The 22,616-nt window shown below is 67.2% G+C and carries 25 protein-coding genes; 14 read left to right on the top strand and 11 right to left on the bottom strand.

Annotation, left to right across the window (positions count from 1 at the left end; genetic code table 11):
- Window positions 1-64 precede the first annotated feature (64 nt).
- The gene (locus IT40_RS19610) at window positions 65-868 is read left to right on the top strand and encodes an ABC transporter permease (RefSeq protein ID WP_243700288.1); all 804 of its coding nucleotides are present in this window, start codon (window positions 65-67) and stop codon (window positions 866-868) included.
- Window positions 869-1,335: 467 nt separating this feature from the next.
- Here the strand turns inward: IT40_RS19610 and IT40_RS19605 are convergent, their stop codons facing one another.
- The 3 genes from IT40_RS19605 to IT40_RS19595 are packed head-to-tail and all read right to left on the bottom strand — an operon-like array spanning window position 1,336 to window position 2,798.
- The gene (locus IT40_RS19605) at window positions 1,336-1,743 is read right to left on the bottom strand and encodes a carboxymuconolactone decarboxylase family protein (protein ID WP_036758779.1); all 408 of its coding nucleotides are present in this window, start codon (window positions 1,741-1,743) and stop codon (window positions 1,336-1,338) included.
- 51 nt (window positions 1,744-1,794) lie between these two features.
- Window positions 1,795-2,094, bottom strand: a complete 300-nt coding sequence (locus tag IT40_RS19600; RefSeq protein WP_036758777.1) for a DUF1330 domain-containing protein — start codon at window positions 2,092-2,094, stop codon at window positions 1,795-1,797.
- Window positions 2,091-2,798: a GntR family transcriptional regulator gene (locus tag IT40_RS19595; protein WP_036758774.1), complete on the bottom strand. Its 708-nt coding sequence runs from the start codon at window positions 2,796-2,798 to the stop codon at window positions 2,091-2,093. Before IT40_RS19595 ends, IT40_RS19600 begins: the two co-directional genes overlap by 4 nt.
- Window positions 2,799-2,899: 101 nt before the next feature.
- Here IT40_RS19595 and IT40_RS19590 point away from each other — a divergent pair, with 101 nt between their 5' ends.
- From IT40_RS19590 to IT40_RS30190, 11 genes are all read left to right on the top strand, one after another.
- Entirely contained in the window at window positions 2,900-3,502 is a 603-nt protein-coding gene (locus IT40_RS19590) for an amino acid synthesis family protein (protein WP_036758772.1), read from the top strand.
- Window positions 3,474-5,183: an alpha/beta fold hydrolase gene (locus IT40_RS19585; RefSeq protein WP_036758769.1), complete on the top strand. Its 1,710-nt coding sequence runs from the start codon at window positions 3,474-3,476 to the stop codon at window positions 5,181-5,183. The genes IT40_RS19590 and IT40_RS19585 overlap by 29 nt, the downstream gene beginning before the upstream one ends.
- Window positions 5,180-6,217 (top strand): LLM class flavin-dependent oxidoreductase, encoded by a 1,038-nt coding sequence (locus IT40_RS19580; RefSeq protein WP_036758766.1) that lies wholly within the window; start codon window positions 5,180-5,182, stop codon window positions 6,215-6,217. The genes IT40_RS19585 and IT40_RS19580 overlap by 4 nt, the downstream gene beginning before the upstream one ends.
- Entirely contained in the window at window positions 6,217-7,680 is a 1,464-nt protein-coding gene (locus IT40_RS19575) for an aldehyde dehydrogenase (protein ID WP_036758763.1), read from the top strand. The genes IT40_RS19580 and IT40_RS19575 overlap by 1 nt, the downstream gene beginning before the upstream one ends.
- 55 nt (window positions 7,681-7,735) lie before the next feature.
- The gene (locus tag IT40_RS19570) at window positions 7,736-8,746 is read left to right on the top strand and encodes an ABC transporter substrate-binding protein (protein ID WP_036758759.1); all 1,011 of its coding nucleotides are present in this window, start codon (window positions 7,736-7,738) and stop codon (window positions 8,744-8,746) included.
- 112 nt (window positions 8,747-8,858) lie between these two features.
- The gene (locus IT40_RS19565; protein WP_208021405.1) at window positions 8,859-9,650 is read left to right on the top strand and encodes an ABC transporter permease; all 792 of its coding nucleotides are present in this window, start codon (window positions 8,859-8,861) and stop codon (window positions 9,648-9,650) included.
- On the top strand, window positions 9,650-10,450 hold the full coding sequence (locus IT40_RS19560) for an ABC transporter permease (RefSeq protein ID WP_036758752.1): 801 nt from the start codon (window positions 9,650-9,652) through the stop codon (window positions 10,448-10,450). The genes IT40_RS19565 and IT40_RS19560 overlap by 1 nt, the downstream gene beginning before the upstream one ends.
- Window positions 10,447-11,535: an ABC transporter ATP-binding protein gene (locus tag IT40_RS19555; RefSeq protein ID WP_036758750.1), complete on the top strand. Its 1,089-nt coding sequence runs from the start codon at window positions 10,447-10,449 to the stop codon at window positions 11,533-11,535. The genes IT40_RS19560 and IT40_RS19555 overlap by 4 nt, the downstream gene beginning before the upstream one ends.
- 52 nt (window positions 11,536-11,587) lie before the next feature.
- Window positions 11,588-13,036 carry an NAD-dependent succinate-semialdehyde dehydrogenase gene (locus tag IT40_RS19550; RefSeq protein ID WP_036758747.1) on the top strand — a complete coding sequence of 483 codons (1,449 nt, stop codon included), beginning with the start codon at window positions 11,588-11,590 and terminating at the stop codon, window positions 13,034-13,036.
- Window positions 13,037-13,146: 110 nt separating this feature from the next.
- Complete coding sequence (locus IT40_RS30195; RefSeq protein ID WP_275600378.1) at window positions 13,147-13,431, top strand: LysR family transcriptional regulator; 285 nt, start codon at window positions 13,147-13,149, stop codon at window positions 13,429-13,431.
- Window positions 13,380-13,661 (top strand): IS66 family transposase zinc-finger binding domain-containing protein, encoded by a 282-nt coding sequence (locus tag IT40_RS30190; protein WP_420874800.1) that lies wholly within the window; start codon window positions 13,380-13,382, stop codon window positions 13,659-13,661. The genes IT40_RS30195 and IT40_RS30190 overlap by 52 nt, the downstream gene beginning before the upstream one ends.
- A gap of 256 nt (window positions 13,662-13,917) precedes the next feature.
- Here IT40_RS30190 and IT40_RS30185 read toward each other — a convergent pair whose 3' ends face one another.
- The 7 genes from IT40_RS30185 to IT40_RS19510 form a co-directional block, all read right to left on the bottom strand.
- A complete protein-coding gene (locus IT40_RS30185; RefSeq protein ID WP_036758741.1) occupies window positions 13,918-14,433 on the bottom strand; it encodes a hypothetical protein in 516 nt (171 codons plus the stop codon).
- Window positions 14,434-14,591: 158 nt separating this feature from the next.
- Complete coding sequence (locus IT40_RS19535; protein WP_036758739.1) at window positions 14,592-16,157, bottom strand: FAD-binding oxidoreductase; 1,566 nt, start codon at window positions 16,155-16,157, stop codon at window positions 14,592-14,594.
- Window positions 16,154-16,483 carry a c-type cytochrome gene (locus IT40_RS19530; protein ID WP_036758736.1) on the bottom strand — a complete coding sequence of 110 codons (330 nt, stop codon included), beginning with the start codon at window positions 16,481-16,483 and terminating at the stop codon, window positions 16,154-16,156. Before IT40_RS19530 ends, IT40_RS19535 begins: the two co-directional genes overlap by 4 nt.
- Window positions 16,484-16,490: 7 nt before the next feature.
- Entirely contained in the window at window positions 16,491-16,838 is a 348-nt protein-coding gene (locus tag IT40_RS19525; protein WP_036758733.1) for a hypothetical protein, read from the bottom strand.
- Window positions 16,839-16,897: 59 nt separating this feature from the next.
- On the bottom strand, window positions 16,898-18,343 hold the full coding sequence (locus IT40_RS19520; RefSeq protein WP_036758834.1) for an aldehyde dehydrogenase: 1,446 nt from the start codon (window positions 18,341-18,343) through the stop codon (window positions 16,898-16,900).
- A gap of 13 nt (window positions 18,344-18,356) precedes the next feature.
- Window positions 18,357-19,145: a coniferyl-alcohol dehydrogenase gene (locus tag IT40_RS19515; RefSeq protein WP_208021437.1), complete on the bottom strand. Its 789-nt coding sequence runs from the start codon at window positions 19,143-19,145 to the stop codon at window positions 18,357-18,359.
- A complete protein-coding gene (locus tag IT40_RS19510; RefSeq protein ID WP_052096164.1) occupies window positions 19,142-20,626 on the bottom strand; it encodes an aldehyde dehydrogenase in 1,485 nt (494 codons plus the stop codon). The genes IT40_RS19515 and IT40_RS19510 overlap by 4 nt, the downstream gene beginning before the upstream one ends.
- A gap of 115 nt (window positions 20,627-20,741) precedes the next feature.
- Here IT40_RS19510 and IT40_RS19505 point away from each other — a divergent pair, with 115 nt between their 5' ends.
- Entirely contained in the window at window positions 20,742-21,647 is a 906-nt protein-coding gene (locus IT40_RS19505; protein ID WP_052096163.1) for a helix-turn-helix transcriptional regulator, read from the top strand.
- 8 nt (window positions 21,648-21,655) lie between these two features.
- Here the strand turns inward: IT40_RS19505 and IT40_RS19500 are convergent, their stop codons facing one another.
- Window positions 21,656-22,366, bottom strand: coding sequence for a LysR substrate-binding domain-containing protein (locus IT40_RS19500; RefSeq protein ID WP_084197292.1), 711 nt, complete (start codon window positions 22,364-22,366; stop codon window positions 21,656-21,658).
- Here IT40_RS19500 and sdhC point away from each other — a divergent pair.
- Window positions 22,365-22,616 (top strand): succinate dehydrogenase, cytochrome b556 subunit (gene sdhC / locus IT40_RS19495; RefSeq protein WP_036758824.1); only part of this gene is annotated, 252 nt, incomplete at its 3' end. The genes IT40_RS19500 and sdhC overlap by 2 nt on opposite strands.

Genomic DNA, 22,616 nt, shown 5'->3' with positions numbered 1-22,616 from the left:
ATGGGTGTCAAGTGGGTCTCCACCCCGGTCGGTTTCACGGATCAGTCGTTCGCCGTCTTAGAACGTGGCGCCCCTGTCCTTCGACCCCGAGGGCTATTCGCTGCGCTGGTACGACAGCCTGCTGACCTTCGGCATGGCCAACCCGGACGCGCCGCGCGGGCTCAGCTGGTGGGCGGATGCCTGGCAGAACGCGAAATGGGTGAACGCGGCGAAATCGTCGATCATCATCGGCTTCTTCTCGACCATCCTCGCCACGGTGCTGGGCACGCTGGCGGCGCTGGGGCTGTCGCGGCCCGAGATGCCCTGGCGCCGGGCGATCATGGCCATGCTGATCTCGCCGATGATCGTGCCGATCATCATCACCGCGACGGGGATGTTCTTCTTCTACTCGAACCCCTGCGCGCCGCTGGCCTGGATCGGGCTGAACCCGGAATGCGGCAAGCTGGCCGGCACCTACCTGGGGGTGATCCTGGCCCATGCCACGCTGGGCATTCCCTTCGTCATCATCATGGTGACGGCGACGCTGATCGGCTTCGACCAGTCGCTGAACCGGGCGGCGGCGAGCCTGGGGGCGAACCCGCGCAACACCTTCTTCCGCATCACCATGCCCCTGATCCTGCCGGGGGTGATCTCGGGCGCGCTCTTCGCCTTCGTGACCTCCTTTGACGAGGTGGTGGCGGTGCTGTTCATCGCCGGGCCGGACCAGCAGACCATCCCGCGGCAGATGTGGAACGGCATCCGCGAGCAGATCTCGCCCGCCATCCTCGCCGTCGCCACGCTGCTGGTCATCTTCTCCATCGCGCTGCTCACCACCGTCGAGCTGCTGCGCAGGCGCTCGGAACGGCTCAGGGGGCTGACGCCAAGGTAGAACCGGACGCCGCCCTTCGGGGCGGCGTTCGCGCATCAGGGCAGGAATGCGGTCCTGAGATCCGATGGCCCATTGCCCGGCTCAGCCCCGCCCTCGCGGCAGTGGTCTCGATGGGATGGTCATTTCTCAGCCTTATGAAAAGCCTCGTCTTATGATCGGTTGCATAGCGACCGCCACAATGTTGGTTCTCCAGTCCCGAAAACCGCCAACGGTCGACCGCGATCACAGACCCCGGGAAAGCGGGCAGATCGGCGTCGTCAGTCAGGAGTTGGCGGTCCCAAACCGATGAACCATCTGCCTGATCAGCGAATACGCTCGCTGCTAGCTCATCTCGTGGTGGTCTCGATGGGCGCGCCGGGATGGTCAACACTCGACGCACCCTAGCCGGTTGCGCATCACCCTCGGAAGCCGACAAAGAGTGTTCCGGGAATGAACAAGTCGGGAAGGCACAATGGTGATATCTCGAATCACTCGCCTACCTCCGGCTTGGAAACGCCCCCTTCAGCCACCAGAACCTCATGCGCGGCCTTGAAAGCGTCAAGGCCTGCCGGAATGCCGCAATAAGCGGTAGCATGCAGCAACGTAGCGCGGATCTCGTCCACGGTGACGCCGTTGTTCAGCGCCCCCCGCACATGCAGCTTGATCTCGGGAGTGCGGCCAAGCGCGGTCAGCATGGCAAGGTTCAGCAGGCTGCGCGTCTTGCGGTCCAGGGTTGGATCGCCCCAAGCCCAGCCCCAGGCCCAAGCCGTGGTTGCCCGCTGGAACGACATCATGAAGTCGTCCGCTTTCTCCATCGAACCATCGACATAGTCCGCGCCCAGCACCTCGCGCCGGATCGGCAGGCCCTTGTCGAACAGTTCCTGGTCTTCAGCCATCGCGATATCCCTTCTCGCTTGATCATTCGCCGGCTTCCCAGCCGACCTGCATCAGGACGACGAGTCCGAAACGCCTTCCACGATCACGACATGCGCCTCGCATGCGCCGTCCCGGCGAGCACGGGCTTCCTGATATTCCGGGGAATGAAAGCAGGCGCGGGCACGGACCAGGTCGGGAAACCGGATCACCACATGGCGCTGGAGGACGGGACCTTCCAAGGTCTCGGATGCGCCGCCGCGAGCCAGGAACTCTGCACCGAACTTCGAGAAAGCCTTGGGAGCCAGCGCTTGATACCCAGCATAGGCCACCGGGTCGTGAACAGTCACATGGGCGATCCAATATGCACTCATTGCCCCGTCCTTCGAGCGCCCTCATTGGCCACATGCAGCAGCTTGCTTGCGATTTCCGCGGCTTCGGTCAGGTGCTCGCGCACGGCTTCGCCTGCCCGGTCCGGGTCTTGCGCGAAAATGGCCTCGGCAATGCGCTGCATCCGGGCCTGGCCCGATACATGCCGGTCGGTCGAGGCCAGCGTCAGCGCCCGAAGCCGCGAAATGCGCCCATTGAGGCGCTGGACGATCTCCCAGGCGATGTGATGCCCGGCGGTGACGAAAATGACCTCGTAGAACCGCGTCGTCGCATCGTAGAGCACCTGGGGATCGTCGGATAGAAAGGCCTCCTTGAGGCGCTGAAGCGCGGTCTGCAGATCGGCACGGGCAGACGTGTCGAGGAGCCTGGCGCAATCCGCCGCCGCCGCCGCCTCCAGCCGGAGACGGATGTCATAGATCTGCCGGGCCTTGTCCCAGTCGAGGGTGGCGACGATCGGTCCTTGCCGGGGCTGGATCTCGACCAGGCCCTCGGCCTCCAGATAGCGGATCGCCTCGCGGATGACGGATCGCGAGACACCCAGTTGATCGACCAGCGTCCGTTCGACGAGCCGGTAACCGGAAGGGAAGCGCCCCGACATGATCGCGGCCCGCAAGCGCTCCACCGCAAGTTCGCGAAGCGTCTGGGGAATGTGCTCGATGCGCAGGCTGGCATGTTGTTCGTTTGTCATGGCGCCAGATTAGCGCAGTTGAAATGCCAATACAATCTCATATTGACAGATAGCATGTTGGTATACCATCTTCCGGTCATCGAATCGCTTTGGGGGCTGCCATGACAGCGGAAATCCGCAAGACCTTGCTGAATATCGAGACCACGCTGATCGAAGGTGGTCGTGCGGCGCCGCAGCCGTTGAAGCTGATCACTGCGGCCGCCGTGCTGAAGAACCCCTGGGCGGGGCGGGGCTATGTCGACGACCTCAAGCCGGAAATCCACGCAGTCGCCCCGATCCTGGGCGAACTGCTGACGAATATGGTGATCGAGGCCGCCGGCGGTGGCAGCAAGGTCGAAGCCTATGGCAAGGCTGCGGTGGTCGGCCTCGATGGCGATATCGAGCATGCCAGCGCGCTGATCCACACGCTGCGCTTCGGCAACCACTACCGCAGCGCGGTGGGGGCGAAGTCCTACCTGGCCTTCACCAACACCCGCGGCCCGGCGAACGCCCCGATCATGATCCCGCTGATGGACAAGAACGACGAGGGTCGCCGCTCGCACTATCTGACGATCCAGTTCGCGATCCCGGATGCCCCGGCCGCCGACGAGATCGTCGTCGCGCTTGGCGCCTCGATCGGCGGACGCCCGCATCACCGCATCGGAGACCGCTATCAGGACCTGAAGGATCTGGGCCATGATGTCTCGAACCCTGCCGCTGTCTGACGGCGCCACCGTCCGGCTGATCGAGGCCGGGCGCGGTGAGCCCTTGCTGCTGATCCACGGCGTCGGCATGCGGGCCGAGGCCTGGGAGCCACAGATGGCTGCGCTTTCGGCGCATCACCATGTCATCGCGGTGGACATGCCGGGGCATGGCGCTTCGTCCCCGCTGCCGGCGGATGCACGCCTGCCCGATTTCGTCGCCTGGGCGGCGCGACTGGTCGAGGCGCTGGGACTTGAGCCGGTCAATCTTGCAGGCCACTCCATGGGCGCGCTGGTTTCGGCGGGCCTGGCGGTCGAGCGTCCCGACCTCGTCCGGCGGCTGGCCCTGCTGAACGCGGTCCACCGCCGCTCGCCCGAGGCTCGCGCCGCCGTCCTGGCCCGCGCCGACGAGATCGCCCGCGGCGAAGGTGACAACGAAGCGCCGCTGATCCGCTGGTTCGGCCCCAATCAGGTCGCCATCCGCAACAAGGTGGCGCACTGGCTGGACGGTATCGACCCGCAGAGGTACGCCACCGCCTATCGCGCCTTTGCCGAGGGCGATGCGGTCTATGCCGACCGACTGGCTGAAATCGCCTGCCCGACGCTTGTGCTGACCGGTGACGGTGACCGCAACTCCAGCGCGCAGATGAGCCATGAGATGGCCGATGCGATCCCCTTGGGCCGCGCGCTGATCGTCGCCGGGCACCGCCACATGGTGAACATGACGGCGCCCTACATCGTGAACGATGCCCTGACAAACTGGCTCAGATGGGACGAAACCAACATGACGCCATTCGATCCGCGCGCGCTGCGCGACGCCTTCGGCTGCTTCATGACCGGCGTGACGGTCGTGACCACGACAAGCGCTGATGGCATGCCGCTGGGATTCACCGCCAATTCCTTCTCTTCCGTGTCGCTGGATCCCCCGCTTCTGCTGGTTTCGATCGCCAGGACCTCGCGCAACTTCCAGCATTTCGCGAACGCGGGCCATTTTGCGATCAATGTGCTGGCGGAAAGCCAGAAAGACGTGTCGGGGACCTTTGCCCGTCCCGTCGAAGATCGCTTCGCCACGGTGGAATGGACTGCTGGCCCGGCAGGATCGCCGGTGCTCTCGGAGGTCTCGGCCTGGTTCGACTGCCGGCTTTCGCAGCTGGTCGAGGCGGGCGACCACGCCATCCTGATCGGCGAGATCAAGGGCTTCACCGCCTCGCAGGAGCCCGGCCTGGGATATTACCGCGGCGCCTATATCACGCCCGCGCAGACCGCTGCGCAGCTGCCGACCGGCCCCGACGTGATGATTGCCGCCATCGTCGAGGCGTGGGGCGAAGTCCTGCTGGTCGACGACGGCCAGGGCGGGCTTGCGCTGCCCGAGGCTCGGGTCGGGCGCGAGGGTGTGCAGGCCGCCTTGACGCAGCTTTTGCGCGAGACCGCCCCCGACGCCGCGCCGGGCGAGATCTATGCCATCTACGACAGCGCGGCGCCCGGCCGCCAGCACATCGCCTTCCGCTGCCCGGCGACCTCGACCGATGCGCGGCAGGGACGCTTTGTCCCGCTGGAACCGGAACACCTGGAATCCGTCAGCGATCCGGCGACGCGCTCGATGCTGGACCGGCTGGCGGCGGAATCACGGCTTGGCAATTACGGCGTCTATTTCGGATCGCATATCGAAGGTCAGGTCACGCACAAACAGGGAGCAGGGGCATGAAATTCTCACTCTTCATCCATATGGAACGGGTCTCGCCGGAAGAGGATCAGAAAAAGCTCTACGAAGAGATGCTGGAGCTTTGCCGTATCGCCGACGAGGGCGGGATGCATGCCATTTGGACGGGCGAGCATCACGGGATGAACTTCACCATCTCGCCGAACCCGTTCCTGAACCTGGTCGATATCGCCCGGCAGACGAAGAACGTGCGTCTTGGGACCGGCACCGTCATCGCGCCCTTCTGGCACCCGATCCGGCTGGCGGGCGAGGCAGCGATGACCGACCTCATCACCGGGGGCCGGCTGGACCTGGGCATCGCCCGCGGCGCCTATAGTTTCGAATATGAGCGCATGGTGCCCGGCCTCGACGCCTGGGGCGCGGGCCAGCGCATGCGCGAGCTGATCCCCGCGATCCAGAAGCTGTGGCAGGGCGATTACGAGCATCAGGGCGAATTCTGGCAATTTCCCAGGACCACATCCTCGCCCTTGCCGGTGCAGCAACCGCATCCGCCGATCTGGGTCGCGGCGCGCGATCCAAACAGCCATGAGTTCGCCGTGGAGCACGGCTGCAACGTCCAGGTCACGCCCCTGCATCAGGGCGACGAGGAAGTCGTCAGCCTGATGGAGCGTTTCAACGCCGCCTGCGAAAAGCATTCCGGCCGGCCCCGCCCGAAGATCATGGTCCTGCGCCATACCTATGTCGCCGACAGCGAGGAGGATGCGCAGCGCGGCGCCGAAGAGCTGAACATGTTCTACAACTATTTCGGTGCCTGGTTCAAAAACGAGAAGCCGATTTCGATGGGCCTGATCGAGACGATCACCCCCTCCGAGGCCGCAAAGCACCCCTTCTATTCGCCCGAGGCAATGCGCAAGAACCAGATCGTCGGCGAAGCGCCAGAGGTCATCGAGCGTATCAAATCCTACGAGGCGCTTGGCTATGACGAGTTCAGCTTCTGGATCGACAGCGGGATGAGCTTCGAGCGCAAGCGCGCTTCGCTGGAACGCTTCCTTGGCGACGTCATGCCGGCCTTCGCGTGATGGATCGGTTTCAGCAATATATCGACGGCACGTTCGAGGACACGGGCGGGACCTTCGACAGCTTCGACCCGGCCACCGGCGCGCCCTGGGCTGCGATGCCCGATGCCGGCGCGGCGGATGTGGATCGCGCCGTGCGCGCCGCACATCGCGCCTTTCACGCGCCGGAATGGGCGGGGCTGACCGCCACCGCACGCGGCAAGTTGCTGCTGCGGCTGGCCGATCTGGTGGCCGAGGCGGCCCCGCGCCTGGCCCAACTGGAAACCCGCGATACGGGGAAAATCATCCGCGAGACCAGCGCCCAGATCGCCTATGTTGCCGAGTATTATCGTTACTATGCCGGTCTCGCGGACAAGATCGAGGGCGCGCATCTGCCCATCGACAAGCCCGACATGGAGGTCTGGCTGCGGCGCGAACCCGTCGGCGTCGTGGCCGCGATCGTGCCCTGGAACAGCCAGCTGTTCCTGTCGGCGGTCAAGCTGGGTCCGGCGCTGGCCGCCGGCTGCACGGTGGTGCTGAAGGCCAGCGAGGACGGCCCCGCGCCGCTGCTGGAATTCGCCCGGCTGGTCGATCAGGCGGGTTTCCCACCCGGCGCCGTCAATATCCTGACTGGCGGACCCGAGGCGGGCAAGGCGCTGACGACCCATCCGCTGATCGCCCATATCGCCTTCACCGGCGGGCCGGAAACCGCGCGCCATATCGTGCGCGCTTCGGCCGAGAACCTGTCGCGCACCTCGCTGGAGTTGGGCGGCAAGTCGCCCTTCATCGTCTTCGACGACGCCGATCTGGACAGCGCGGTCAATGCGCAGGTGGCGGGGATTTTCGCCGCGACGGGCCAAAGCTGCGTCGCGGGATCGCGCCTTCTGGTGCAGAACAGCGTCCGGGACGAGGTGCTGGCGCGACTGACAGCCAAAGCCGAAGCCGTCCGCATCGGCACCCCGGGCGACATGGCGACCGAGGTCGGACCTCTCTGCACCCTGCGCCAGCGCGCCCGGATCGAAGAGATCGTCGCGGCCTCGGTCGCCGCCGGGGCGACGCTGGTCACCGGCGGCCAGGCGCCGCAGGGCGATGGTTTCTATTACCCGCCCACGATCCTGGATTGCAGCGGGACGCCCGATGCGCCTTGCGTGACCGAGGAACTGTTCGGCCCGGTGCTTTCGGTGGTCGGTTTCGACACTGAGGAAGACGCGCTGCGCATCGCCAACGCAACACCTTATGGCCTGGCCTCGGGCGTCTTCACCCGCAACCTGACGCGGGCGCACCGGATGATCCGCGGCATCCGCGCCGGCATCGTCTGGGTCAATACCTATCGCGCCGTTTCCCCCGTCGCGCCCTTTGGTGGGCATGGGCTGTCCGGGCATGGACGCGAGGGCGGGTTGGCAGCGGCGCTGGACTACACCACCGTCAAGACGGTCTGGCTGCGGACTTCGGACGATCCTATCCCGGATCCCTTCGTCATGCGCTGAACAAACCAGACAAACGGCGAATAGCGCCGCAAACACCAAGAGTGGAGGAGAAACAATGCAAATAAAAACGGTTCTTGCAGTCGCATTCGCGGTTGCGGCCAGTGCAGCCAACGCCCAGCAGATGGTCTTTACCTCCTGGGGCGGCACCACACAGGATGCGCAGACGGAGTTCTGGGCCGCGCCCTTTACCGAAAAGGCCGGCACAGCCGTGCTTCAGGACGGGCCGACCGATTACGGCAAGATCAAGGCCATGGTCGAGGCCGGCGCTGTCGCCTGGGATGTCGTCGACACCGAATTCGACTGGGCGCTTCAGGCCGGAAAGGCCGGGCTGCTCGAGCCGCTCGACTTCAACGTCATCGACAAGGCCAAGCTGGATCCGCGCTTCGTGTCGGATTACGCGGTGGGGTCGTTCTATTATTCCTTCGTGATCGGCTTCAATCCGGCGAACTTCTCGGGCGACGCCCAGCCCGCAACCATGGCCGACCTGTTCGACACCGCGAAATTCCCCGGCAAGCGCACCTTCTACAAGTGGTCTGCCCCCGGCGTCATCGAGGCGGCGCTGCTGGCTGACGGGGTGCCGGCCGACCAGCTGTATCCGCTGGACCTGGATCGCGCCTTCAAGAAGCTGGACACGATCAAATCCAGCATCATCTGGTGGGAAGGCGGCGCGCAAAGCCAACAGCTTCTGGCCTCGGGCGAGGCGCCGATCGGGCTGTTCTGGAACGGCCGCCTGGCCGCGCTGCAGGCGGACGGGATGCCAGTCGGCATCAGCTGGCAGGACAACATCACCGCAGCCGATGCCCTTGTCGTGCCCAAGGGCGCCAAGAACAAGGAGGCCGCGATGGCCTTCATCGCCGAGGCGACCAGCGCCAAGGCGCAGGCGGATTTCGCAACCAAGACCGGCTATGCGCCGATCAATCTCGACTCGCCGACGCTGATGGAGGCCGAACTGCGCGCCACCCTGCCCGACGCGCAGACCGCCAACCAGATCAACGCCGACATGGCCTATTGGGCCGAGCATCGCGACGAGATCGGCAACCGCTGGTATGCATGGCAGGCCGAGTGATCCGTCGCCCCGCCGCAGTCCGCCGTCGCGGGCTGCGCCACCCCGTCCCTTTCTGCTGAGGTGACCGATGCTGTCCTTCCTGACACCCGCCCGGCGGGGATCGGGGCTTGGCATGGCCATGCCCGCCCTGCTGCTGCTTCTTGCGTTCTTCGTGATCCCGGTCGCGGCGCTTCTGAGCCGTTCGGTCACCGAACCGGTGCCGGGCCTGCAGAATTACGAGACCCTGCTCGGCTCGGCCACCTATCTGAGGATCTTCTTCAACACCTTCCTGGTTTCGGGCCTCGTGACCCTGATCACCGCGCTGATCGCCTTTCCGGTCGCATGGGCGCTGGCGATCATGCCGCCTCGCATGGCCGGGGTGATCTTCGCCGTCATCCTGCTGTCGATGTGGACCAACCTGCTGGCGCGGACATACGCCTGGATGGTGCTTCTGCAGCAGACCGGGCTGGTCAACCGGATGCTGATGGCCACCGGCATCATCGACCAGCCGATCCAGCTGACCAACAACCTGGTGGGCGTCACCATCGGCATGGTCTATATCATGCTGCCCTTCATGATCCTGCCGCTCTACGGCGTCATCAAGAAGATCGACCCGGCAATCCTGCAAGCCGCCGCGCTCTGCGGCGCGACCAAGAGCCAGGCGCTGCGCCGGGTGCTGCTGCCCCTGGCCACGCCCGGCATCGCCTCCGGGGCGTTGATGGTCTTCGTCATGTCGCTGGGCTATTTCGTCACCCCCTCGCTGCTTGGCGGGACCGCCAACATGATGCTGGCCGAGCTGATCGTGCAGCAGGTGCAGAGCCTCTTGAACTGGGGCATGGGAGGCGCCGCCGCCTTCATCCTGCTGGTCGTCACCCTGGCGCTTTATGCCCTGCAGCTGCGCCTGTTCGAAGGAAAGGCCCGCTGATGCTGATGAATTTCGACAAGCTGGGTGCCTGGCGCTGGATCCTGTCCGGCATCTGCGCGCTGATGGCGCTGTTCCTGCTGCTGCCGATCCTGTTCATCGTCGCACTGTCCTTCGGCAATTCCCGCTGGCTGATCTTTCCGCCACCGGGATGGACGCTGAAATGGTATGGCGATCTTTTCGCCGATCCGCGCTGGCTGCAGGCCGCCTTCACCTCGGCCAAGATCGCCGCCATCGTCATGGTGCTGTCCGTCGCCATCGGCCTGCTGGCCTCGCTGGCGCTGGTGCGGGGCCGGTTCCGCGGGCGGGCGGTGCTGCGCGGCTTCTTCCTGACCCCGATGGTCCTGCCGGTGGTCATCATCGCCGTCGCGCTTTACGCCGCCTTCCTGCGGCTGGGGCTGAACGGCACGCTGGTGGGCTTCGTCATCGCGCATCTGATCGTCGCCCTGCCCTTCGCGATCATCACCATCTCGGGGGCGCTGGAGACCTTCGACCCCGCGATCGAGGATGCCGCGATCCTCTGCGGCGCCAACCCGTGGGAGGCGCGCTTCCGCGTCACCCTGCCCGCCATCAGCCACGGCCTGTTCTCGGCCGCGATCTTCTCGTTCCTGATTTCGTGGGACGAGGTGGTGCTGGCGATCTTCATGGCCTCGCCCACGCTGCAGACCCTGCCGGTCAAGGTCTGGACCACGCTGCGCCAGGACCTGACGCCGGTGATCGCCGCCGCCTCGACCCTTCTCGTCCTTCTGACCGTGGTCCTGATGATCGCGGCCGCCCTGATCCGCAAAGGCAAATCCCGATGACCAGCCCTTATCTGCACATCAACGGAATTCGCAAGACCTTCGGAGACGTCGTTGCCACCGACCATGTCGAGCTGGAAATCGGCGAAGGCGAGTTCATGACCTTCCTCGGCCCCTCGGGCTCGGGCAAGTCGACGACGCTCTACATCCTGGCCGGTTTCCAGGATCCGACAGCGGGCGACATCAGGCTGCGCGGCAAGTCCATCCTGCAAACGCCCTCGCACAAGCGCAACATCGGCATGGTCTTTCAGCGCTACACGCTGTTCCCGCATCTTTCGGTGGGCGAAAACGTGGCCTTTCCCCTGCGCGTGCGCCGCGCGCCGCAAGCCGAGATCGCCGCCAAGGTGAAACGCGCCCTGTCGCTGGTGCGCCTGGACGGTTTCGAGGAGCGGATGCCCGCCAACATGTCCGGCGGCCAGCAGCAGCGCGTCGCCCTGGCCCGTGCGCTGGTCTACGATCCGCCGGTGCTGCTGATGGACGAGCCGCTGTCGGCGCTGGACAAGAAGCTGCGCGAGGAAATCCAGTATGAGATCCGCCGCATCCACCAGCAGACCGGCGTGACCATCCTCTATGTCACCCACGACCAGGAAGAGGCGCTGCGCCTGTCCGACCGGATCGCCGTCTTCAACCGCGGCAGGATCGAGCAGGTCGGCACCGGACCCGAGCTTTATGCCAGCCCCGCCACGCATTTCGTGGCCGATTTCATCGGCGACAGCGCCTTCCTGACCGGAGAACTGGCCGAGGTGAAGGACGGCCGGGCCACGCTGCGCTTTAACGACGGCACCCACCTGGCCGATGTGCCGATGCACGGCGCGGGCGCGCGGGGCGGCAAGGCCGAACTGATGCTGCGCCCGGAACGGATCGACCTGTCGGACGCTGCCGGCCCGCAAGGCGCCTCGCTGCCCGTCACGGTCGAGGACGTGACCTTCCTGGGCAACAACAGCGCCGTCACCGCCCGCACCGGCTGGGGGGACCCGCTGTATATCCGGCTGAACTTCGGCCATCCGATGATGGGCAGCGTCGGCCGGGGGGACAAGCTGCATGTGCGCTGGCAGCCGCAGGATGCGCATGTCTTTCCCAAGGCATGACCCAATCACCCCACCGAATCGCGCCCCTCACCGGCCAACAGCGGAAACCGAAATGCTTGACCTGAACGATCCTTCGCTGCTAACCGGCAGCGCCCTTATCGGTGGCGCATTTGTGCCGGGTGACCGGGTTTTCACCGTGACCAACCCCGCCACCGGCGCGGAACTGGCCGAGGTCGCCGATCTGGGCGTCGAGGGCATCCGCGCCGCCATCGACGCCGCCCACGGCGCGCAAAAGCCCTGGGCGGCGCGCACCGGAAAGGACCGGGCCGCTATCCTGCGCCGCTGGCACGACCTGATCATGGCCAACCAGGAGGATCTCGCCCTCATCCTGACCGCCGAGATGGGCAAGCCCCTGGCCGAGGCACGGGGCGAGATCGCCTATGGCGCATCCTATGTCGAATGGTTCGCCGAAGAGGCCAAGCGCGTCTATGGCGACACCATTCCCGGCCATATGCCCGACAAGCGCATCATCGTGCTGAAGCAGCCGGTGGGCGTGGTCGGTGCGATCACGCCCTGGAACTTCCCCAATGCCATGCTGGCGCGCAAGATCGCCCCGGCGCTGGCGGCGGGCTGCACCATGGTGGCCCGGCCCTCGGAGCTCACGCCGCTGTCGGCGCTGGCGCTTGGCGTGCTGGCCGACCGTGCCGGCATCCCGGCCGGGGTGCTGAACATCGTGCCCGGGCTTGATGCCGCCGGCATGGGGGCCGAGCTTTGCGCCGATCCGCGCGTGGCCAAGATTACCTTCACCGGCTCGACCCGCGTCGGCAAGATCCTGATGCGGCAGGGGGCGGACACGATCAAGAAGCTGTCGCTGGAACTGGGCGGCAACGCGCCCTTTATCGTCTTCGACGACGCCGATCTGGATGCGGCAGTCGAGGGCGCCATGGCCGCCAAGTTCCGCAATGCCGGCCAGACCTGCGTCTGCGCCAATCGCATCTATGTGCAGGCGGGCGTACATGACGCCTTTGTCGAAAAGCTGGCGGCGACGGTCGCGGCGCTGAAGGTCGGCGACGGCATGGCGGATGGCGTGACCACCGGCCCGCTGATCAACGCGGCGGCGTTGGCCAAGGTCGAGGATCACGTCGCCAATGCCCGCGCCCATGGCGCAACCGTCGCCACCGGCGGCACACGGCATGCGCTTGGCGGCACGTTCTTCCAGCCGACCGTGCTGTCCGGCATGACCCCTGCGATGAAGATCGCCCGCGAGGAAACTTTCGGCCCCGTCGCCCCGATCTGGCGCTTCGAGACCGAGGACGAAGTTATTGATCTGGCCAATGCCAGCGAGTTCGGACTGGCGGGCTATTTCTATGCCCGCGACCTGTCCCGCGTCTGGCGCGTGGCCGAGGCGCTGGAGGTCGGCATGGTCGGGGTGAACACCGGCCTGATCTCGACCGAACTGGCGCCCTTCGGCGGCGTCAAGCAATCCGGCCTTGGCCGCGAGGGCAGCCATTACGGAATCGAGGATTACCTCGAGATCAAATACGTTTGCATGTCGGTTTAAGGGTTCTCAGTAGGAGGTCGTATCTTCAGAGAAAGGAGGCTGGACTGATGCAACAGCGATCCGGCAAAATGTTGATTGAACTGCGCCGCCTCCGCTAGGTCGTCGCGGCGGTGGAGCATGGCAGCTTCAGCGCAGCCGCGGGGGGACTCGGCGTGCGGGAATCCGCGATCAGCCGGCGCATCCGCGATCTGGAGGACGAGACCGGCGCCGCGCTCTTCATCTGCCACAAGCGAGGAGTGACATTGACCGATGCCGGCAAGAGGTTCCTGTCGCATGCCCGGCGAGCGCTCGACGAGATCGATCTGGCCATCAAGGATGGAGGTGGAACTGATGCCCGGCGCCGATGCCTGTGCCGATTGCGGCGGGCACCTGCGCCGGATCGGGGAAGACGGTGAGGCACGAGCCCGCCACCGGTCCGAGGGCCGTGCCGAACGAAGAGCTGGAGTATGTCCCCGGGCGCTTCATCGTGAACCGCATCGTCCGTCCCCGACTGACCTGCGCCTGCTGTGAGCGGTTCATCCAGGCCCCGCTGCCGTCGCGCCCGATCGAGCGGGGCCGTTCCGGCCCCGGCCTGCTCGCCCATGTGCTGGCGAGCCAAGTATGCCGATCATCTGCCCTTCTGTGATCGGGCGGGTTTGGTCAATCATCCATCGAGCAGGTCCTTACTTCTGTCCGTGGTCGGCATGCCGCCACGAGATGCGGACTATGGTGAGGCGGGCGGCTCCGAGCTTTACCTCGTGCTTTTCAGCGACATGGGTAGATACGAGCCCGTCCCGTCCTCCGTCCCTGCTCGGGACGCACCCACCCGGAGGTGGATCTCATTGCGCGTGTGGTTCCGTGTCAGGGAGGTGCGCGTGTTGCTCTCGGGTTATGTCGGTTCCTCATGCCGCGGCGAGGTCCTGCGCCGAGGCTGGCTCACGCTTCGTCGCCCAGAACGCAGTTCCGGACTTCCACATCGCGAGCAGCATCGTCGCCAGCTTGCGTGCCACGGCGACGATTGCCTTCTTCATGCATGTTCTCTTGGCGATGCGCAGTCCCCAGGCTTTCAAGGGCGACATGAAGCGGACACGCCCCAGAAGCGTCGCGGCCGCCTCGAACAGCATGGTTCGCACGCGGGCAGCCGCGGCGATGATCGCCGCCGGATCCACGTCCAGCGTCCCGGCCATGCAGCCGAAGAACCCCAGTTGCCCGTCGCGGTCCAGCCCGCTGTATTCGTCCAGGATCTCGCGCGCCAGCCGCGTCCCCGAGACCTCGCCCTGCGCCGACAGCAGCGCCAGCGCCAGCGCCAACTCGGTGATCCCGTCGCCCGAGGCGCGGCCCCTGCGGGCCGCACCGCGCCGCGGCACCCTTTCGAACAGGCCCGACATCATGCCGGTAAAGAAAGACAGCCGTCGCATTACGCCCTTCAACCTCGGTCCGCCGATGCCGCCGCGATCCAGAGGAAAGCGCACGACACCACGATCATGCACATGGCATAGGGCATCGCGCCGCCAAGGACAGGACGCGGCGGGATTTCGGGCGCGATCCCGGTCGGCAGGGGGGCCGGAGTGCGTTTTCAGACGGTGATCCCCGACTTGCCGGGCGCGATGATCCCCTTGGGGTCCAGCGCCCGTTTCAGGGTCTGGTTCACCCGCCGCTGCACCGGCCCGTAGCATTCTGCCACCTGATCCATGAAGGCGTTGTTGGTGCGGTAGACCGCATAGCCGTGCTGGCGAAAGGTCTCGATCAGCTCGGTCATGCAGGCGTGGGCGTTGCTGGTATCCTCGGGGTCGGTCTTGTCGAACAGCAGATCGATGACGTGATGCATGTCGCGCATGCCGACGATATATTCGCCGCAATAGTCAAAGCCCCAGCGGTTCAGGATCTCCATGGCCATCCGGGTCTGCTTCAGCGTTTCCGAGCCCTTGGCGACCGTCACCGGCGCAAACCACATCGAGCCGCCGCCACCGCGCCAGCGGTAAAGCCCGAACTCCTGCAGATTCATGCCGCCCCGCATCAGCGCGGCGCGGTATTCAAAGGGCTCGGTGCCGGCCATGTCCTCCTGCGTGAAGATCTCGCCCTTGCCGAGCGCGCGCACCGCATCGGTGACGATCTTCCAGTTCACCTCGATCTGCTCGGGGGTGCCGTAAAGCGCGGCATAGACGTTCCAGGCGCCGAAGCCCTCGGCCTCTTTCATGCGCTCGATGTCGGCCTGCGGCATGGCGCCCGGACCGTCATAGTATTTCGACCGCGGGATCACCGCCGGGGCTTCCCACAGCGCATGGGCAAAGACCACGGCGTTGGGGATGATGTTGGCCATGCGCAGCGGCCGCATCATGTCGACGATCTCAGCAATGTCGTCGTCATCCCTGAACCGGATGTAGAAGGGCTTGTAGGCCGGCGGCTTCGGCATCAGCCACAGCCCCATCTTGGTGACGATACCGTAGTTCGACTGGGTGAAGATGCCGTCCAGATAGGGGCCGTAGCCCCATTTGAACACCTGCCAGCTGTTCGAGCCCTCGACGCCGCCCATGGCGGTGCGCAGCAGATCGCCGTTCGGCAGCACCACCTCCATCCCGCATTGCATCATGAAATGCTCGCCGTAGGGGGTATAGCCGACGCCGCGGTCCAGCGTGTTGCCCACCGGCGAGGCGATGGCCGAGGGCGCCGGGCAGGACACCCACAGCGGGATGTCGTTTTCTTCCAGGTAATCCACCAGCTGCTGATAGGTGACGCCGGGTTCCAGCAGGGCGGTGCCGAGTTCGGCGTCCACCGCCAGGATCCGGTTCATGTGGCGGAAGTCGATCACCACCTGATGGCGATGCCCCCGCGCATTGCCGTGCGCATAGGTGCCATAGCCGAAATTGCGCCCGGTCGAGGTTGGCCAGACCGGCACCCCGAAGTCGTTGCAGATGCGCACGATCTCTTGCACCTGCTCGACGCCGGTCGGTTGCAGCACCGCCGACATGGCGTAATCCTCGTCCGCCACCGGCATCATGGTCTTGCGATAGGGCGTCAGCCGGTCCTCGCCGGTCAGCACGTTGTCGGGGCCGACCACCGCCTGAAACCTGGCCAGCGCCTGCATGAAGCGTTCGAGCGTCACCCCGTCCGGGGTCAGGGTGATGTCAAGCTGCGTGGTCATTCCTGGGCCTCCTTGCGGGTTGCGGCGAGATGGGCGGCGATCTCGTCCAGCGACGCGGCGTCCACCATCGATTCGGTAAAGGTCGGCATCGGGCCCGAGCCGTGGCGGGCGAAATGGCGGATGGTGTCGGCGTCATAGTCGTTGGCGGTCAGGTCGGGGCCGACCGCATCCTCGCGCCCGGTGTGGCAGCGGGCGCAGATCTTCTGAAAGGCGATCTCGCCCGAGGGGAACATCCGCTGCGCATCCAGCCGGGGCGTGTCGGCAAGGGCGGTCCCGCCCGCTGCCAGCACAAGCGCCAGCGCGGGGGTCAGTCTGGGGTCGAACATGGTGTCCTCAGCTGCTCTGGATGGTCAGGCGTTCGATGGCACCGCGGCGGGTACGGCGCAGGACCGCGCGGCCCTGGGCATTCAGCGCGGTGTCCAGCAGCACCTCGGCCGCGGCATCGAGATGAAGCTCGAGCCGCAGCGCCGCCGGATCGGCAAGCAGGGCGCGCAACTGCCGGAAACGGTCAAGCTGGCTGCCCGCCAGCCGCAGATGCCGCGGCCCGGGGGCGAAGAACGGGGTCTCGGCGCTGTCGATGGTGATCGGCGCCGCCGCTGGCGTGGCAACGGCCGCACCGGCGGCGGACAGCGCGCCAAGCAGGGCGGCGCTGCCCTGCATGAAGCTGCGTCTGGTGAACATGGTTCCTCCCTGGACGGATGGGGCGGCGGCCCGGGTGCGCGGGCCGCGCTTGGGGGCGATCAGAACGGATAAGGCTGGGCGGGGTCCTCGATGGTGACCCAGCGCAGCTGGGTGAACTCGGCGATGCCGGCCCGGCCGCCGAAACGGCCATACCCGGAGGCCTTGACCCCGCCGAACGGGGCCTGCGGCTCGTCGTTCACGGTGGGGCCGTTGATGTGGCAGATGCCGGTTTCCAGCCGCTCGGCAAAACCCATGGCGCGGCTGATGTCGCGGCTGAACACTGCCGAGGACAGGCCATAGTCGCTGTCGTTGGCGACACGCAGCGCCTCGGCCTCGTCGCGCACGCGGATGATGGGCTTGACCGGGCCGAAGCTTTCCTCGGAATGGATGCGCATCTCCGGCGTCACCCCGTCGATCACCGTCGCGGCGACCACGGCGCCGTCGCGGCTGCCGCCGGCCAGCACCCGGCCGCCCTTGGCGGTGGCGTCGGCGATCAGTTCTTCCATCCGGTCGGCGGCGCCGGGCAGGCACAGCGCCCCCAGCACCACCTGCCCGCGCGGATCGCCGGCCGGCAGCGCCGCCGCGCGTTCCGCGAACTTGCGGGCGAATTCGTCGGCCACGCTGTCGACCACGATCATCCGCTCGGTCGACATGCAGATCTGGCCCTGGTTCATGTAGCAGCCGAAGATCGCGGCATTCACCGCCGCGTCGATGTCGGCATCCTCCAGCACCACGAAGGGCGCCTTGCCGCCCAGTTCCAGTAGCGCGGGCTTGAGGTTCTCGCCCGCCAGCCGCCCGATGATCCGCCCCACGCGGGTCGAGCCGGTGAAGTTCACGTGCCGCACCTCGGGCGCGCGGATCAACGTCTCGACGATGGCGCCGGCATCCTCGGGCGCGTTCGAGATCACGTTGACCACGCCCGGCGGGAACCCGGCATCGACGAAACATTGCCCGATCAGCCGGTGGGTTTCCGGGCACATTTCCGAGGATTTCAGCACCGCGGTATTGCCCAGCGCCACCGGCACCGCCACCGCGCGGGTGCCCAGGATCACCGGCGCGTTCCACGGCGCAATGCCCAGGCACACCCCGTGCGGGCGCGCCACCGCCATCGACAGGCAGCCGGGCTTGTTCGAGGGGATGATCTCGCCCCCCGCCTGGGTGACGATGCTGGCGGCCTCGCGCAGGATGCCGGCGGCCAGCGTCACGTTGAAGCCGATCCAGGGGCCGGTGGCGCCGGTTTCGGCCATGGCGGCGGCGATGAAGTCGTCCATCCGCGCCTCCATCGCCGCGGCGGCCTTCAGCAGCAGGGCGCGGCGGTCCTGGGGCGACGTGCGCGACCAGTCGGGAAAGGCGGCATGGGCGGCGGCGACCGCCGCCAGCGCATCGGCATCCCCCGCCGCGGCGGCGGTCGAGGCGACGGCCCCGGTCACCGGGTCGCGCCGGTCATAGCTGCGCCCGTCCGCGGCCGCGCGGTGTTCGCCGTTGATCAGAAGCTGGGTATCCATCTGCATGTCCTGTTCAGAAGCCCATGGTTTCGGCGTTGATCGAGGCTTCCAGCCCGCCATCCGCCGCGATATTGGCGCCGTTGATCCAGCGCGCCCCGTCCGAGGCCAGAAACAGCACCACCGGCGCGATGTCGCCCGGGGTGCCGGCGCGGCCGACTCGGGTCACGTCGCTATTGACCCGCGCCTCGCCCAGCACCTCGCGGAACTGGGTCAGGATCGGGGTCTCGACCGGGCCGGGGGACACGCTGTTCACCCGGATGCCGCGGTCGCGGAAGGCGGGCTGAAAAGCCGCCATCTGCGTCCACAGGATCAGCGCCTCTTTCGAGACCGGATAGCCGGCCTCGTCGGGGACGCCCAGATCGGCGGCCAGCCGGGCGGTGTCGGGGAAGCCTTGCGCCCCGACCAGCGCCCGGGCGCGGTCAAGATTGCCCCGCCAGCCATAGCCCGCGATCGAGGCGACGCTGACGATGGCGCCGCCCGGCCGCATCCGCGGCGCCAGCGCCAGGGACAGCGCCCGCAGCCCATAGAAATTGATGGCCAGCGTCGGCGCCGCGCCGGTATTGCCCGACACGCCCGCGATGTTCAGCAGCGCGTCGATGCCGTCGGGCAGCGCCTGCGCCAGCGCCTGCACGCCCTGGGCCGAGGACAGGTCTCCCTGCAGGAACGCACCGGTTTCCTGCGCGGGCGGGTTGCGGTCGATGCCGATGACATCGGCCCCCATCTGCGTCGCCAGTTCCGCCGTGCGCCGGCCGATGCCGCTGGCCACGCCGGTGATGGCGACCGTCTTTCCGAAAAGCATCATCTGTCGGGTCCTTCGCTGGCCGGCTGTTGCAGAAACGGATAGCTGCACGGGGCATCGGCCAGGGTGACCCAGCGCAGTTCGGTGAACTCATCCAGCACCGAGGCGCCGCCGAACCGGCCGTAGCCGCTGTCCTTAACGCCCCCGATGGGCTGGTCTGGGCGGTCGTTCAGGGTCGGGCCGTTAATATGGCAGATGCCGGTTTCCAGCTGCCGTGCCAGCCGCAGCGCGCGCCCGGTGTCGCGGCTGAAGATCGCGGCCGACAGCCCGTATTGCGTATCGTTGGCGATGCCGATCGCCTCTGCCTCGGTTGCGGCGCGGCAGATGCCGGCGATCGGGCCGAAACATTCCTCGGCGTAAAGCGCCATGCCCGGCGCCACTCCGTCCACCACGGTGGCGTCCATGAAGCTGCCGCGCGGTGGCCCGCCCGCCCGCAGCACCGCGCCGCGTTCCTGCGCGTCGCGCAGCAGCTCGGCCAGCCGCGCGGCGACATTGCCGCTGACCAGCGGCCCCAGCGCGCAACTCTCCTGCCGCGGGTCGCCCGCCCGCAGCCGCCGGGCGCGGTCCGACAGCAGCGCGATGAAATCCTCGGCCACGCTGTCCAGAACCACGATCCGGTCGGTGGCCATGCAGATCTGCCCCTGGTTGAAGAAGGCGCCCCAGGCAGCGGCATCCGCCGCCGCCTGAAGGTCCGCATCCTCCAGCACGATCAGCGGCGCCTTGCCGCCCAGTTCCAGCAGGCAGCGTTTCAGATGCCGGGCGGCGATTTCGGCGACCAGCCGCCCGACGCGGGTCGAGCCGGTGAAGTTGATGCGCCGCACCGCCGGGTGGGCGATCAGCGCCTCGACCACCTCCTGCGCGTGTTCGGGGGCATGGGTGACGATGTTCAGCACCCCCTCGGGAAGCCCCGCATCGGCAAGGATGCGCCCGATCAGCAGATGGGTCTGCGGGCAGATCTCCGAGGCTTTCAGCACCACGCTGTTGCCGCAGGCCAGCGCCGTCGCGACCGCCCGCATCCCCAGCACGAAGGGCGCATTCCACGGCGCCATCGCCAGGCAGACGCCGACCGGTTCGCGAAAGGCGAAGCTCAGCCCCTGGGGATCGCGCTGCACCGTGCCGCTGGCCTGCGTCACCATCGCGGCGGCGTTTTCCAGATGCTGGCGCCCGATATCCAGGTTGAACCGTACCCACAGCGGCGTCGCCCCGATCTCTGCCTGCATCGCGGCGGCAAGCCGTGGCTCATAGGCCGCGACCAGCTCGGCGGCGCGGGTCAGGATCTCGCGCCGGCGGGCGGGCGGGGTGCGGGACCAGTCGACATGGGCGCGCGCGGCGCGGCTGGCGGCCAGCACCGCCTCGCGCCGGCGGCAGGCGGGCGCGGTCGAGGCGACCAGCCCGGTCGCGGGGTCCAGGCGCTGGAACTCGGCCGCCGTGGCGATGGCGGCGCCCGTCCCCGGCCGGGCGCGGGTCTGCGTCGATCCTGTCATCTGCGCCCTCCTGTCGCCGGGTGATTGCGTCCGGCCTGTGCCGACCCATCAACGCTACAGGGTTGCCCGGCGTCGCGTAATGTCGTTTCATGGCAGTTAATTGTGAGTTTCTGGCATGATTGCGCCCCAAAACCCCGCTTCCGCCCGGCTGGACCAGCTGGTCCGGGCCGAACCGCTGCCTGCGGCACTGCGCCGCACGGCGATTCGGCCGGGGCGCGGCAGCTACGCGCCCTTCACCCATCTGTTGCTGCTGGACCACGGCGAAATCGGCATCGAGGCGGCCGAGTCCGCCCGCCAGATCGAGGGGCCCGCCGCCGCGATCCTGCCGCCCGGGGAATCGCTGCTGTTGCAGCTTGGCCCCGGCTGCGGCGGCTGGCTGCTGGGGATGGCGCCCTCGATGTGGGCCGCGGCGGTGGGGGTGCGGGCGGAATCCGAGTTTCTCGTCCCCATCGGCACGCAGCTGCTGATCGCGCCGGGCCTGTCGGAGACAACCGCCCCCGACCCGTTCCTGCTGGCCGAACGGATCGGGGACGAGCTGTCGCGCGGCGCTGTCGGGGCGCAGATGGCTGTGCTGGCCTGCCTGCGGCTGATTCTGCTGGACATCTGGCGCGGCAGCGACATCCAGCCCGGGCTGGTCGGCCGTGGCAACGAAATCCACGTGCTGCAGGCGTTCCGGCGGCTGGTCGAGCTGCATTTCCGCAGTCGGCTGGGGGTCCGCAACTATGCCGGACTGCTGGGGGTCAGCTATGAACGCCTGCACCGCATCTGCCGGCGCAACCTGCAACGCTCGCCGCTGCAACTGGTCCACCGGCGGATGATGCGCGAGGCGGCGGACTGGCTGGAGCGCTCGGGCCGCTCGGTCCAGCAGATCGCGCATCTGCTGGGCTTTCACGACAGCGCCGAGTTCAGCCATTTCTTCAAGCGCAACAGCGGGCTGTCGCCCTCGGCCTATCGCCAGCAGGTCCGCAACCACAGCACGGCCTCGCGCCCCGCCACAACCTCCTTCGCGGATTGGCCGTGATCGGGGCCCTAGCCCGGGGGAACGAACCCCAGCGCCACCACCCGCATCACCGCCTGCCGGAACAGCAGCTGCGCGCTGATTTCGGGCTGGCCGGCGCGGGTCATCAGCCCCACCGGGCCCTTGGTCAGCTCGGTGTCCAGCGGCAGTCGCACCAGCCGCCCGCCGGCGATCTCGCGCGCGACCACCCCGGCCGAGATGAACCACACCGCATCGCTCTGCCGCACATGGACGCGACCGAAGGCGCCCGAGACGGTCTCGATCCGCCGCGGCGGCGGCGCGATGCCGCGGGACAGCAGCAGCCGCTCGACCAGCGGATGGATCGCTGCGGCCCGTGGCGGGTAGAGCACCGGATATTCGGCGATGCGGCGCAGAGCGGGGCCGTCGCTGTCAGGCCCGGGGTCGGAGAGGATCGGATGCCCGGGGCGCACCACCACCGCCACATCCTCGAGGTGAAGCTGGGTGAGGCTCAGCTCCTGCATGGTTTCGGGGGCGCCCAGCCCGCCGATCACCACGTCGAGGTCGCCCGCGCGCAGCAGCGTGGTCAGATACCCGTGGCCGCCGTCGGCGACGCTCAGCCACAGATGCGGCGCGACGCGCTGCAGCTCGGCCACCACATCCGGCATCAGCCGCGCCGAGACCGAGGGCAGCGCCCCCACCAGCATCGCCGAGATCAAGAAGAAAATGATCGAGCGGCAAGGCTGACACGAAGGAAGCGCCATGTCTCACCGCCGTCCAAAATCACCCAACATGCAGAACTACCGGCCACAGCTGACCTCCGTCCTGTCGTTCGGGCACCGGCTTTCGGGCGTGGCGCTGAGCCTCGGCGCCTTCGGCCTCGCAGCCTGGCTGATGGCCGGCGCCTCGGGCCAGGATGCGTTCGGAAGCGCGCAGGCGCTGCTGCTGTCCGTGCCTGGGCGTATTGCGCTTTTTCTTGTAACGCTGGAGCTGTTTTACCACCTTTGCAACGGC

Source organism: Paracoccus versutus (genome assembly GCF_000763885.1).
Taxonomy (GTDB): Bacteria; Pseudomonadota; Alphaproteobacteria; order Rhodobacterales; family Rhodobacteraceae; genus Paracoccus; species Paracoccus versutus.
The sequence above is the reverse complement of the archived record's forward strand: the minus strand, read 5'-3'. Positions and strand labels throughout refer to the sequence as shown.

Excerpts from the sequence above, each read along its gene's own strand:
- IT40_RS19605 (WP_036758779.1), bottom strand. The coding sequence starts at position 1,743 with ATGGCTGAAGACCAGGAACTGTTCGACAAGGGCCTGCCGATCCGGCGC.
- IT40_RS19600 (WP_036758777.1), bottom strand. The coding sequence starts at position 2,094 with ATGAGTGCATATTGGATCGCCCATGTGACTGTTCACGACCCGGTGGCC.
- IT40_RS19595 (WP_036758774.1), bottom strand. The coding sequence starts at position 2,798 with ATGACAAACGAACAACATGCCAGCCTGCGCATCGAGCACATTCCCCAG.
- IT40_RS19590 (WP_036758772.1), top strand. The coding sequence starts at position 2,900 with ATGACAGCGGAAATCCGCAAGACCTTGCTGAATATCGAGACCACGCTG.
- IT40_RS19585 (WP_036758769.1), top strand. The coding sequence starts at position 3,474 with ATGATGTCTCGAACCCTGCCGCTGTCTGACGGCGCCACCGTCCGGCTG.
- IT40_RS19580 (WP_036758766.1), top strand. The coding sequence starts at position 5,180 with ATGAAATTCTCACTCTTCATCCATATGGAACGGGTCTCGCCGGAAGAG.
- IT40_RS19575 (WP_036758763.1), top strand. The coding sequence starts at position 6,217 with ATGGATCGGTTTCAGCAATATATCGACGGCACGTTCGAGGACACGGGC.
- IT40_RS19570 (WP_036758759.1), top strand. The coding sequence starts at position 7,736 with ATGCAAATAAAAACGGTTCTTGCAGTCGCATTCGCGGTTGCGGCCAGT.
- IT40_RS19565 (WP_208021405.1), top strand. The coding sequence starts at position 8,859 with ATGGCCATGCCCGCCCTGCTGCTGCTTCTTGCGTTCTTCGTGATCCCG.
- IT40_RS19560 (WP_036758752.1), top strand. The coding sequence starts at position 9,650 with ATGCTGATGAATTTCGACAAGCTGGGTGCCTGGCGCTGGATCCTGTCC.
- IT40_RS19555 (WP_036758750.1), top strand. The coding sequence starts at position 10,447 with ATGACCAGCCCTTATCTGCACATCAACGGAATTCGCAAGACCTTCGGA.
- IT40_RS19550 (WP_036758747.1), top strand. The coding sequence starts at position 11,588 with ATGCTTGACCTGAACGATCCTTCGCTGCTAACCGGCAGCGCCCTTATC.
- IT40_RS30190 (WP_420874800.1), top strand. The coding sequence starts at position 13,380 with ATGCCTGTGCCGATTGCGGCGGGCACCTGCGCCGGATCGGGGAAGACG.
- IT40_RS30185 (WP_036758741.1), bottom strand. The coding sequence starts at position 14,433 with ATGCGACGGCTGTCTTTCTTTACCGGCATGATGTCGGGCCTGTTCGAA.
- IT40_RS19535 (WP_036758739.1), bottom strand. The coding sequence starts at position 16,157 with ATGACCACGCAGCTTGACATCACCCTGACCCCGGACGGGGTGACGCTC.
- IT40_RS19530 (WP_036758736.1), bottom strand. The coding sequence starts at position 16,483 with ATGTTCGACCCCAGACTGACCCCCGCGCTGGCGCTTGTGCTGGCAGCG.
- IT40_RS19525 (WP_036758733.1), bottom strand. The coding sequence starts at position 16,838 with ATGTTCACCAGACGCAGCTTCATGCAGGGCAGCGCCGCCCTGCTTGGC.
- IT40_RS19520 (WP_036758834.1), bottom strand. The coding sequence starts at position 18,343 with ATGGATACCCAGCTTCTGATCAACGGCGAACACCGCGCGGCCGCGGAC.
- IT40_RS19515 (WP_208021437.1), bottom strand. The coding sequence starts at position 19,145 with ATGATGCTTTTCGGAAAGACGGTCGCCATCACCGGCGTGGCCAGCGGC.
- IT40_RS19510 (WP_052096164.1), bottom strand. The coding sequence starts at position 20,626 with ATGACAGGATCGACGCAGACCCGCGCCCGGCCGGGGACGGGCGCCGCC.
- IT40_RS19505 (WP_052096163.1), top strand. The coding sequence starts at position 20,742 with ATGATTGCGCCCCAAAACCCCGCTTCCGCCCGGCTGGACCAGCTGGTC.
- IT40_RS19500 (WP_084197292.1), bottom strand. The coding sequence starts at position 22,366 with ATGGCGCTTCCTTCGTGTCAGCCTTGCCGCTCGATCATTTTCTTCTTG.